The organism is Pseudomonas sp. S3_A03, assembly GCF_054668275.1.
Map to the genome: position 1 here is coordinate 2151244 of NZ_CP162753.1, position 11545 is coordinate 2162788.

The 11545-nt window shown below is 58.4% G+C and carries 8 protein-coding genes, 1 tRNA gene and 1 pseudogene; 5 read left to right on the plus strand and 5 right to left on the minus strand.

Going from position 1 to position 11545, the window contains the following annotated elements:
• Window positions 1-95 precede the first annotated feature (95 nt).
• From AB4O25_RS09710 to AB4O25_RS09720, 3 genes are all read left to right on the plus strand, one after another.
• Entirely contained in the window at window positions 96-1322 is a 1227-nt protein-coding gene (locus tag AB4O25_RS09710; RefSeq protein ID WP_017527753.1) for a benzoate/H(+) symporter BenE family transporter, read from the plus strand.
• 217 nt (window positions 1323-1539) lie between these two features.
• A complete protein-coding gene (locus tag AB4O25_RS09715) occupies window positions 1540-2352 on the plus strand; it encodes a DUF1206 domain-containing protein (RefSeq protein WP_017527752.1) in 813 nt (270 codons plus the stop codon).
• 678 nt (window positions 2353-3030) lie between these two features.
• Entirely contained in the window at window positions 3031-3825 is a 795-nt protein-coding gene (locus AB4O25_RS09720) for an Abi family protein (RefSeq protein ID WP_460150810.1), read from the plus strand.
• A gap of 10 nt (window positions 3826-3835) precedes the next feature.
• On the opposite strand, the gene AB4O25_RS09725 is transcribed toward AB4O25_RS09720, so the two are convergent.
• The 3 genes from AB4O25_RS09725 to AB4O25_RS09735 form a co-directional block, all read right to left on the minus strand.
• Window positions 3836-4588: a ParA family protein gene (locus tag AB4O25_RS09725; RefSeq protein WP_460150811.1), complete on the minus strand. Its 753-nt coding sequence runs from the start codon at window positions 4586-4588 to the stop codon at window positions 3836-3838.
• A gap of 121 nt (window positions 4589-4709) precedes the next feature.
• Window positions 4710-4785, minus strand: a tRNA-Asn gene (locus AB4O25_RS09730).
• A 60-nt stretch (window positions 4786-4845) separates the two neighbouring features.
• A complete protein-coding gene (locus AB4O25_RS09735) occupies window positions 4846-5742 on the minus strand; it encodes a LysR family transcriptional regulator (RefSeq protein WP_017527748.1) in 897 nt (298 codons plus the stop codon).
• 101 nt (window positions 5743-5843) lie between these two features.
• Here AB4O25_RS09735 and lldD point away from each other — a divergent pair, with 101 nt between their 5' ends.
• Both lldD and AB4O25_RS09745 read left to right on the plus strand, forming a co-directional pair.
• Window positions 5844-6986, plus strand: coding sequence for an FMN-dependent L-lactate dehydrogenase LldD (gene lldD / locus AB4O25_RS09740; protein WP_017527747.1), 1143 nt, complete (start codon window positions 5844-5846; stop codon window positions 6984-6986).
• 281 nt (window positions 6987-7267) lie between these two features.
• Entirely contained in the window at window positions 7268-8194 is a 927-nt protein-coding gene (locus AB4O25_RS09745) for a GGDEF domain-containing protein (RefSeq protein WP_137219813.1), read from the plus strand.
• A 21-nt stretch (window positions 8195-8215) separates the two neighbouring features.
• On the opposite strand, the pseudogene AB4O25_RS09750 reads toward AB4O25_RS09745, so the two are convergent.
• Window positions 8216-9017, minus strand: a pseudogene (locus AB4O25_RS09750) (TenA family transcriptional regulator).
• Window positions 9018-9064: 47 nt separating this feature from the next.
• Entirely contained in the window at window positions 9065-11530 is a 2466-nt protein-coding gene (locus tag AB4O25_RS09755) for an EAL domain-containing protein (protein ID WP_137219814.1), read from the minus strand.
• Between the last annotated feature and the right edge of the window lie 15 nt (window positions 11531-11545).

Below are 11545 nucleotides of genomic sequence, written 5' to 3' on the forward strand. Positions count from 1 at the left end.
GCGGTCTGCCCTACGTGAATAAATTGGCCGTAAATGACAGGCCAGTTTATCCGTAGACTTTGCTCATCGCCATTTGCAAGGAGCAACGTAACGCCATGTCTTCGTCACCCGCCAACTCATCCATTCGCCTCAGAGATCTTATCCATCCGATTGTCGCCGCGCTGATCTCGGTCATCGTCAACTATGGCGGTACCTTCATCCTGGTGTTCCAGGCGGCCAAGGTCGCGGGGCTGAGCCCTGAGTTGACCGCTTCGTGGGTGTGGTCCGTATCGATTGGCGTGGGGGTGACCGGGCTGTTGCTCAGTTGGGTCGCGCGCGAACCGATCATCACCGCCTGGTCGACGCCTGCGGCGGCGTTCCTGGTCGTCGCCCTGGCCACCACGCCCTATGCCGAGGCGGTGGGCGCGTACATGATTTCGGGCGCGGCCTTCGTGCTGTTGGGCGTGTCGGGCTATTTCGAGAAAGTCATCCGCCTGATCCCGCCAGGCGTGGCCGCAGGGCTGCTGGCCGGTATCCTGTTGCAGTTCGGCATCGGCGCCTTTGGCGGCATGAGCGTCGAGCCGACGCTGGTCGGGGTGCTGATTGTTGCTTACCTGCTGCTCAAACGCTTTACCGCGCGCTACGCAGTGGTGGGCGTGCTGGCGCTGGGCCTGGTCGTTTTGCTGATTCAGGGACGTTTCGATGTGTCAGGGCTTGGGTTGCAGTTTGCAGCCCCCGTGTTCACCCGGCCTGAGTTCTCGCTCAATGCCTTGCTCAGCGTCGCGTTGCCGCTGTTTCTGATCACCCTGACCGGCCAATACATGCCTGGCATGCTGGTACTGCGCAACGATGGGTTCCGCACCAGCGCCAATCCAATCGTGGCCCTCACCGGGCTGGGTTCCTTGCTGATGGCACCGTTTGGCTCCCACGCGTTCAACATCGCAGCGATTACAGCGGCTATCTGCACCGGCAAGGAGGCGCACGAAGAACCCTCCAAGCGCTGGATCGCCGGCATCGCCGCAGGCGTGTTTTATATTCTGGTGGGGATTTTCGGCGTGACCCTCGCCGCGGTGTTCATGGTCTTCCCGGCCGCCTTCATCACAACCCTGGCCGGGCTCGCCCTGCTGGGCACCCTCGGCGGCAGCCTGGCTGGCGCCATGGTCGACGCCAAATCCCGCGAAGCCGCGCTGATAACCTTCCTGGCGGCTGCCGCCAACATTACCGTGTTCGGCATCGGCGGGGCGTTCTGGGGGTTGTTGATCGGGCTGGTGGCGTATGCCGTGCTCAACGGCCGCTTGCCACGTCGCGAGGCGGGTTCCGATGCTGCGCCAACGCGCGGGTGAAATAGCAGAGGTCGGTGCAACGCAGTGCGTTGAGACGGGTAGCCATAGAGGTCTGCTTGATGTGGCCTTCCTGGTATCCGGCAGGTTAACGCACGTTGGCGGCACGCCAGTGCTCGACTGCCGCAGCCGGATCACACATCACAGTCATCGACTGGAAAATAGAACCCAGCCCAACGAGAAGGGTCTGCTCCTTTATCAGAACCTGGGAATACATCGAATGTCCGCGCAACATAGCCTAGTGATACTTGCTCGGGGAGGCTACGCCGCTCGGGGGCTGCTTTATTTGATCATCGGTCTCTTCGCACTGCTGGCAGCGCAGGATTCGACAAAACCCAAAGACAGCCATAAGAGCCTGGAAGCACTGCTAAGCCAACCATTTGGCTATTTTTTAGTGGGGCTGGTGGTGGCGGGTCTGCTCGCATTTGCGGCGTGGCGCGTGCTGCAAGCTACGCGTGATGTCGATCATCACGGCAAAGCACTCAAAGGCCTGGTGATTCGTGCAGGCCTGTTGGCGGGAGGTCTGGTCAACGGCGCTCTAGCGTTCTTTGCATTGGGCCTGCTCATTAGCGGCATTGAACGTTCGGGTCATTCCGGTGGGCAGTCCAAAGACTGGCTGGCGCATGTCTTGTCTTGGGATCACTCGAATTTGATGCTGTACCTGATCGCACTCATTCCGCTGGGCGTCGGTATTGCTCACATCATCAAGGGATGGAAGGCGTCGTTCGAGAAATATTTTGAGGCCGATGAAGACGTCATGCGGTATGTCCGCCCTGTATCTCGATTCGGTCTAGTTGCCCGTGGGGTCGTGTTTATAGAGATTGCGCTGCTGCTGGCAATCAGCGGCTCCACTTATCAAGCCATGGACCCACCGGGGATGAAGGAAGCACTGAACGCGCTGCAAAACCTACCCGCTGGTTGGTTGATTTTGATGGTGATGGCATCAGGGCTGATAGCTTTCTCGGTTTATAGCTTCTCGCAAGCCTTCTGGCGCAAGATCAACATGGATGTGCCGGGAATACCGAGACCCTAGTGCCAGCCATCGCCGTACAAGCCCGTTCGGATCACGAAAGTTAGTCGGGCTGGATTGGGTTGTCAAAGCGTGGCAAAGCAATGACTTGTAGGAAAAGGAGGCGGCAACAGTCAGCTCACGGACCCGTGACCTCTGTGTTTAAATCGCAGAATATCCACGTAAACATGCGGCCAGTGATGCATAGCCCTCCAACCGGCGCGGTCGGAACCTGTACCGGCACCAGAACACCTCCGCCCGGTAGAGCAGAAGCTCCGCCCTTCTCCAGCCCACTCAAGATTAATCAAAAGTGACAGATTCATAAATTCGCCAAAGCTTTCAGGCTCTGATAGTCCTATACACTCAGCCTACTCACGCACGCTGCCAGTCGATTGACACTGAGACGCTGATAGCCGAGATTTGGGCCCAATAGCGCCCGATCCTCTGGGGCTGGCTTGTCCAGCTCTATGTTCGGGCCTTCTTGTTTATGGAACACGGAAGTTGCAGCAGCTCTCGCCACCGAAGCCCTTTCGGACTTACCCAGACCTCGTTGCGTTACTGATTGAACGCGGTATGGGCATCGCCAACCCAGCCCGTTCGGAACGCAAAATCGCTCAGGTAGGCTACTACCGTCTGAGCGGTTACTGGTTCCCGGCTCGTGATTTTGTACGAGACCACCTGCAGAATGTGGTGCTCTGCTAGGTGACCCAAAAGCCCCTTCGACAAAACTCCTTCCTTCCAGACACCACATTCGACGACGCGTTTAGCCTTTACCTTTTCGACAAAAAGCTGCGCCAGTTAATGCTTGATGCCATCGAGCGAATCGAGATCCACGTTCGAACTGTCACTGCCCATGAAGTCGGGTATTACGGGGCATTGGCCTATACGGATCCCAGTTTCATCGTCCCAAAGCAGACCCAAAACTGGACGGATAGAAGCAAAAGGCAACGCAACACCTGGCGAGAGTGGCTTGAAAGACAAAACGGTCTAGTTGCCCGCAGCCAAGAGGACTGCATTGAGTGGCACAAACGAAACCGCAAGGCGATTCCTTTCTGGGTAGCCATTGAGGCCTGGGACTTCGGTACGCTCTCCAAGTACTACGAGATACTCAAGGGCAACCATCAAAACCGTATCGCACAGCGCCTGGGTGTCTCGAACACCAGGACACTCAAGCTTTGGCTGCAAGAAATTAACACCCTTCGAAATCGCTGTGCACATCACAGTCGTATTTGGAACCAGGTGTCAGCGAATGCGCTCCCTGACCTTGCTGCAGAGCCATACTTCCAAACGTTGAAGTTGGATCACAGTGCACTCACCCGTCTTTATGGACAGATCGCTATCATCTGGTTCCTGGTACAGCGTATCGGACCAAGCTCAGACTGGATCCGACATGTAGCGGATGTCATAGATTCCAAACCGAACCTTCCTGGGTGCCCGTTCGGGTCCCTTGGGCTTCCTTCTGAAGATGGTTTTCCGCGGCACTTGTTCGGCATCTGAAATCCCGTCTTTAATCGTCCGGTGAACGGCGGTGAGTAGGGACGCGATATTCCAGGCGGTGGGCAGGAATGCCTTCTGTGGCAGCCCGACGAAAACTCACTGCCGCCGGGATCGTGGTCTGGGTCATCTGGACCTTCGGATAATCAGCAAAGGTTTCGGTCAGCGTGTGATAAATCAGGTTTGCATCATTGGTTGCATCAAGCTTGTTGATCACGACATTCAGCATTGGCGTCACTGCGCCCAGTGCTGCCAACGGCTCAAGGTCTCGATAAAGCTGAAGCATCCCACGCTGAAACTCTCGTGCAGTCAGCATATCCGGGGTGATGGGCGAAATCGCCATGTGTGCCCCAAGCAAGGCCATCTCCAGCACGATGGAGCGAGCTCCTTGGGTATCGATCAGAATCAGATCAAAGTCCTGCTCGAAAGCAGGCAACAGATTCTTGAGACGAAGACGCCTGTCAGCAGCATGCCGCGACAGATTTCCCAACTGATTGAACGGATCATTGGAGTGGATCAGCGAGAGATTAGGAGTGCAGGTCCGCGAAATGACCTGGTCGGCCCGAGTTTCGTTATTCGCGATCAGTGGATAGGTGCCACCAGGCGCCTCATGCGATAGCGCATAAAACGACGACAGCGACGGCTGGTTATCCAGATCGATGAGCAGGGTACGGATCCCTGCATCGGCGCAGAACGCGCCCAGATTGACGCCAACCGTGGTTTTACCCGGCCCGCCTTTGGTTGAAACGACCGCAGTGACTTTCATGATATTGACCTCGGAATCGTAGGATTTGAGATGCTTTCATGCAGGTCACGCTGTGCGCTTTGATCACCCCGGAAAATCCAAGGCAAAAAAAAGCCTGCATCGCTGCAGGCTTTTCCCTATCTGGCTCCACGACCTGGACTCGAACCAGGGACCCAATGATTAACAGTCATTTGCTCTACCAACTGAGCTATCGCGGAATGCGCCGTATGTTACTGATTGAAAAGGATAAGTCAAGCTTTGCACAGCATTTCGGCGGATTAATCCGGATGACCGGTCGAACGTTGCGGCTCCCTGGCCAATTCCAGCCAGGCCCGCGCGGCGGGTGGCAGGTGGGCGCTGGCGCGCCAGGCCAGGGCGATGTGCCAGTCGGTGTGGGGTTCGTCCAGGGGGATCAGGGCGATGCCAGCGTGTTGGTGCTTGTGGGCCAGCATGCGCGGCAGGAAGGCGACGCCGAGTCCGGCGGACACCAGGTCGACGATGAAGTCGATCTGCCCGCTGCGGGCGGTTATCTTCGGCATGACGCCTTTGCGCTCGCACGCTTTGAGGATCTTGGCGTTCAGGGCAAAGCCGGCTTCGAACAGGATAAAGGGTGAATCCGCCAGGTCAGTGAAGTCGATGCTCGCGCGTGCGGCCAGCGGGTGGCTGATGGGCAGTACGGCCATCAGCGGTTCGTTGCGCACGGGTTGATAGTCGAAGCCTTCATCTATCGGCAGCAGGAGGGCCGCCAGGTCGACCTCCCCGGCGTCCAGGCATTCACGCAGTTTTTTGCTGCCATATTCGGTCAGTTCGATGTCGATGTCCGGGTAGCGGCTGCGGTAGGTGGCGAACATCGTCGCGAACACCACCCCACATCCCACCGGCGGCAGGCCGATGCGTAACACACCGCGCTTGAGGCCGCGCAGGTCATTGATTTGAGCGACGAGGTCGTTATGTTCGGCAAGCATGACCAAAGCGCGGCTGTAGGCGATTTCGCCGGCGGCGGTGAGTTCGTTCTTATGCCCCAGGCGACTGAGCAGCGGCGTGCCCAGTTCGTCTTCCAGGGTCTTGACCGCCTTGCTCACACTCGATTGGGTCAGGGACACCACCTCGGCGGCCTGGGAGAAGCCGCCTTGGCGCACGACTTCGACGAAGGCGCGCAATGTTCTGAGGTTCATCAGTATTCCTTTAGCGACTGGCAACTAGCGATAAAAGTTGCTTTTATCATGACAGATGTTTGCTTATCTTGGAGCCACCCTGCCCTGCCGAGATCCCGTGCATGATCATTTCGTCCGCCTCAGACTACCGCGCCGCCGCCAAGCGCAAGCTGCCGCGCTTTCTGTTTGACTACATTGACGGTGGCGCCTACGCCGAACATACGCTGCGCGCCAACAGCTCGGACCTGGCGGATATCAGCCTGCGCCAACGCATCCTGCGCAATGTCGACAACCTGAGCCTGAAGACCACGCTGCTGGGCGAGGAACTGGACATGCCGGTCATCCTCAGCCCCGTGGGCTTGACCGGTATGTATGCGCGACGCGGCGAAGTGCAAGCGGCCCAGGCAGCGGCCAATAAAGGCATCCCGTTCTGCCTGTCGACGGTGTCGGTGTGTTCGATCGAAGAGGTGGCGTCACAAAGCCCGCGGTCGATCTGGTTCCAGCTGTATGTGCTCAAAGACCGTGGTTTTATGCGCAATGCGCTGGAGCGCGCCCAGGCAGCCGGGGTGACCACGCTGGTGTTTACTGTGGACATGCCGACACCGGGCGCGCGCTATCGCGATGCCCACTCGGGCATGTCCGGGCCGTTTGCGGCGCAGCGGCGCATGCTGCAAGCCGTCACCAAGCCGCAGTGGGCGTTCGATGTGGGCTTGATGGGCCGCCCCCACGACTTGGGCAATATCTCCAAGTACCTGGGTAAACCCACGCACCTGGAAGACTACATCGGCTGGCTGGCCAACAACTTCGACCCGTCGATCAGTTGGAAAGACCTGGAATGGATACGCGAATTCTGGAAGGGCCCGATGATCATCAAGGGCATCCTCGACCCTCAGGACGCCAAGGACGCGGTCAGTTTCGGCGCCGATGCCATCGTGGTGTCCAATCACGGCGGCCGTCAGCTCGATGGCGTGCTGTCTACCGCCAAAGCCCTGCCACCGATTGCCGACGCGGTGGGCGAGGACCTGACGGTGCTGGTGGACTCCGGCATCCGTTCCGGGCTGGATGTGGTGCGCATGCTCGCCCTGGGCGCCAAAGCTTGCCTGCTGGGCCGCGCGACCGCCTATGCGTTGGCCGCCGATGGCCGGCACGGGGTGGAAAACCTGTTGGATATCTTCGCCAGGGAGATGCGCGTGGCAATGACATTGACCGGCGTGACGTCGATTGAGCAGATTGACGCCAACACATTGGTTCAAGCAGCCAAATAACCGGCGTCATACCCCGACGACTGTTTTCCAGCCGGAAAACGGTCGTTGATTTATAAGGATATTTATTAATTTGTAACTATTGGCATGAATATCGCTCTATTAATTTTCAAGCAGGTCACGCAATGACAAGACGTGCGGCAGGGCCCAAGGGTTATACGCCCTGGCAAAGCGGACTAAACTGTTTCCAATGTTTTACGGAACTGAAGGAACAGTAATACGCTTGGCACTCGCCGCGCTCATCGAGCCTGTAAGACAGTTAAGTACTTAGAGGCCGATTGCTGATGAAAACACCGACCCAGACCCACGCAATCGACTTCGACAGTGCCAAATTGCAACGCCTTGGGTTTGGCCACCCCACCGCCCTGCCCCGTCGCCCCGCGACCATCGTGCAGCTTCGCCAGCAACTGGTGCAGCAACTGCAAACCAGCCTGGAAGTGGAGCGTGTCCTCGGCGCATTTTTTCGCGAGGTTCAACGCCTGGTCCCCTTGGACGCCCTGCACTACCGGCACGAAGCCAGCGACCTGCGCCTGGAGTTCGGCCATCGCGGCCACCATTCGGTGAGCTACAGCCTGAGCCACGAAGGCGAGCATTTGGGCGAACTGGTGTTTCGCCGCAACCAACGCCTGACGGAAGAGGAACTCGGCCAGCTCGAATCCCTGCTGTCGACGCTGCTCTACCCGATGCGCAATGCCCTGCTCTACCGCGCCGCCACCCGCAGTGCCCTGCGTGATCCCTTGACCGAAACGGGCAATCGTATTGCCATGGACCAGACGCTGCAGCGCGAAATCGATATGGCGCGTCGGCATCTGAGCCCGCTCTCCGTGCTGATGCTGGACATCGACCATTTCAAAACCATCAACGATACCCACGGCCACGCGGCCGGCGACAACGTCTTGCGCACTATCGCGGCGGCGATCAAGAGCCAGTTGCGCAACGTCGATATGGTGTTCCGGTTTGGCGGGGAAGAGTTTCTGATCCTGCTGTCCAACACCGGGCGGGATGCGGCCAGGATGGTTGGAGAACGTCTGCGCCAGGCGGCACAGGCCCAGGACTATTGGGCGGAAGGTGCGCGGATTGAATTGACGGTGAGCCTGGGTTGCTCGACGTTGCTGGCCGCCGAGTCGGCAGAAAGCCTGTTGCGCCGGGCCGACAGCGCGTTGTATGTGGCCAAGCGCGAAGGTCGCAACCGCTTGGCAATGGCGGGGTAAAACCCCGCCATCCCTTTTACGTCACGCTTCGCTGGCGACGCGCATCTGGCGCTCGCGCACCACCGCCGGCGCTTTCTCCTTCTCCAGGCGCATGCAGCTTTCCAAGAACAGGTACATGTAGTCGTAGCTCTTGCACACGGCTTGGCGCAGCTCTACCTGCAAGGCCCTGCTCGGGTTCATCCCGGCCAGGGTGCAGATGATTTCCAGAGCCTCCCAAGGGTGCGCGTCGTCGTACTGCGCGTGCATCTTCAGCCACTTCATCGCACGCTTGCGGTCTTCCTCGGGAAAGGCTGCCGCATACACACCGGTGGAACACACCACTGCGGACCACTCCCCTGTCGCCCCCCTCGATCGCGTAGTTGGTGGCGGCAATCGCCACGATCAACGAATCGGCCGAGCTGGTGTGCCAGCACCAATGGCTCAGTGCATGCAACTCCGGCGGTACGTTCTGCGCTTGCAGCTCTTCAAGGCTGACACCGTGGGCGCGCGCCCAATGCACCCAATAGTCGGCATGGTTCAGTTCCACCCGAATATTGCGCATCAGCCAACGTCGCGCCATATCCTCACCAGGATGACGGGCAAACTTGGTTTTGGTGAGGTTCTGTGCCATGTACAAAGCAAACTGTTCCACGACGGGCCAACCACCGATCAAGTAGTGGCGCAGGGTCTTGGCGCTGAGCGTGTTATCGCGCATGCGCTGGTACAGTTCGTGTTCGACAACGCGGCGCTTGCTCTCGCTACAGTCCAGGATCAATTGCTGTGCCCAGGCGGGGTAACTTGAGGCTTCCATAAGCGGACCGGTTCGGTTGAATGTGTCGATCACTGTAAGGCTCCTTTTTAAGTGTGATGTTGTACAGACCAGCAGTTGTTTCAGCGGAATGTGCCGGGCGCCTTGAATAACACAGGCTGCGGCCGCGCAGGTCGACACTGCAAGCTATCAAAGGTAAACAATTGCGGTCGTTCAATCAGGTAACCCTGAGCGTAATCCACACCAATTTCGAGCAGAGCCTTTTCGATTTGCGGTGTTTCAACAAACTCGGCAATTGTGCGCTTACCCATGACATGGCCGATGTGGTTGATCACTTCGACCATGGCGCGGTTAATCGGGTCGTCCAGCATATCCTTTACGAAACTTCCATCGATCTTCAGGAAGTCTACAGGTAAATGTTTCAAATACGCGAACGAGGACATTCCGGCGCAAAAATCATCAAGTGAAAAATGGCAGCCTAAGGCTTTGAGTTCATTAATAAATCGAATCGCGCTACCCAAGTTTGCGATCGCGCTGGTTTCAGTTATTTCAAAACAAATCATTTCTGGGGGAATGCGGTAAGTCTCGAATTTCTCACGTAAAAATCCTAAAAATTCGTCGTCTCCAATAGTTATGCCTGACAGATTAATCGCACATATAGCCATAGGCCGGGCCGGACGCTCGAGCATGCAACGAGCGATGATCTTGAATACGTTTTCCACCACCCAGCGATCCAGGGAAGTCATCAAGCCATAACGTTCGGCCGCAGGAATAAAACTATCGGGAAGGATGATGCGGCCCGCTTCATCATGCAGGCGCAGCAGGATTTCGATATGCCCATTGCCGGCGTCGGTAGCACCCAGGGGTGAAATTTCCTGGGCGTACAGGCAAAAGCGGTTTTCCTCCAACGCCATGTGCAAACGCTGCACCCAGGCCATTTCGCCAAAGCGCAGCGACAGCTCCGAATCATCGGCATGGTAGACCTGCACGCGGTTGCGCCCCTTCTCCTTGGCCATATAGCAGGCCATGTCGGCAGCCCGTAGCGAGGTTTCCAGCGTGGTCGGCGTTTGGGATGACAGATGCACCAGGCCAATGCTCACGGTGGTCATGAACGGCCGACCCTTCCACACAAAATGCAGATTTTGCACAGTATGGCGAAGGCTCTCGGCGATTTTTTCCGCCGCCGACGCCGGACAGTTTTCCAACAGGATGCCGAACTCATCGCCGCCCAGACGCGCCAGCGTGTCGCCCTCACGCAGGTCCGATTGCAGCAACGCACAGATGTGTCGCAGCAACTCATCGCCAGCGGCATGGCCGCAGGTGTCATTGACCAGCTTGAACTGGTCCAGATCCAGGAACATCAGCGCATGCCGCCCGCCCTGCTGCCCCCCGGCCGGGTGCAGTACCTGTTCCAGGCGATACTCGAATTCACGACGGTTGGCCAGCCCCGTCAAGGCATCGTGCGTCGCCTGCCACGACAGGTTGGCAATATATTGACGCTCCTGGGTCATGTCGTGCAGCACCAGCACCGCACCGCTGACCCTGCCGGCGCTGCGGATCGGCGCGCCCACCAGAGTGACCGACACCGTGCTGCCATCCAGGCGCTGGATGGTCTTGGCATGCTCGCTGCCGCCCCGCAACTGGCCCTTGACGATGTGTTCGATCAGGGTAAACCCGTCGGGCTGGGCATCGTCATCCAGCAAGCTGAACAGCGCCGCCAGGGGCAGGCCTTGGGCCTGGACCGAGTTCCAGTGGGTCAGCGCTTCGGCGGCGGGGTTCATATAGGTGATGGCGCCATCGACGTCGGTGGTGATCACGCCGTCGCCAATCGACTCCAGGGTAATTTGCGCCCGCTCCTTCTCTTCTCGCAGGGCATCAGCAAAGGCATGGCGCTGCGCCAACAGTTTATGCGTGCGCAGAAGCGCCAGTACGATCAGGCCCAGGGCCGTGGCCAGGTTGGTGATCAGCAGCAACCGCAGGATCATGCGCGAGCCTTCGCCCAACGCATCGCTGAAGGCTTTGGCGGCCGGCGTCACGCCCTCGTTGATGGCGGTGATATGCGCCTTCCATTCGCGCACATCGTTGGCACTGACCTGGTCGCGGCTGATCGCGTCGTGCATCTGGCGGGCGAGGTCATCCAATTGCACCAGGTAACCATCACCGACGGTCCACAGTTCGATGGCTTTTTCCAGGTAGCTGAAATGACGAAAATTAAGGTACAGCCAGATCAGGCTGGAGACGTCATCGGCATGGTTGCCGCCCTTGAGGATGCCCTGGCGCGCGGCGGCGAGGTCAGGGCTGGGGCGGTCCAGGGCAATGCGCAATTCATGCCCGCCCTGGGGCACGGCGATGGCCTGCTGGTATTTGAGGTAGGTGGCTGCGTCGCGGTTATCGGCGTAAAGCGTCAGGTAATAGATAGCGTCCTTCTGGCCCTTGGACCACAAGCTCTCGCCGCCCACATAACCACGCACCGCTGAAAGCACGTAGAGACTGACGCAACCCAACAATGCCTGGAACAGGACGACGGCTATAAAAGGCCAGACAATGCCCAACAGCCGAGGCGTTCCGAGAGTCCGCTTTTGCTTCATGAAGTCCCTTGCATA

Bases quoted from the DNA above. Each gene is read 5' to 3' on its own strand.
- AB4O25_RS09710 (WP_017527753.1), top strand. From the start codon at position 96: ATGTCTTCGTCACCCGCCAACTCATCCATTCGCCTCAGAGATCTTATC.
- AB4O25_RS09715 (WP_017527752.1), top strand. From the start codon at position 1,540: ATGTCCGCGCAACATAGCCTAGTGATACTTGCTCGGGGAGGCTACGCC.
- AB4O25_RS09725 (WP_460150811.1), bottom strand. From the start codon at position 4,588: ATGAAAGTCACTGCGGTCGTTTCAACCAAAGGCGGGCCGGGTAAAACC.
- AB4O25_RS09735 (WP_017527748.1), bottom strand. From the start codon at position 5,742: ATGAACCTCAGAACATTGCGCGCCTTCGTCGAAGTCGTGCGCCAAGGC.
- lldD (WP_017527747.1), top strand. From the start codon at position 5,844: ATGATCATTTCGTCCGCCTCAGACTACCGCGCCGCCGCCAAGCGCAAG.
- AB4O25_RS09745 (WP_137219813.1), top strand. From the start codon at position 7,268: ATGAAAACACCGACCCAGACCCACGCAATCGACTTCGACAGTGCCAAA.
- AB4O25_RS09755 (WP_137219814.1), bottom strand. From the start codon at position 11,530: ATGAAGCAAAAGCGGACTCTCGGAACGCCTCGGCTGTTGGGCATTGTC.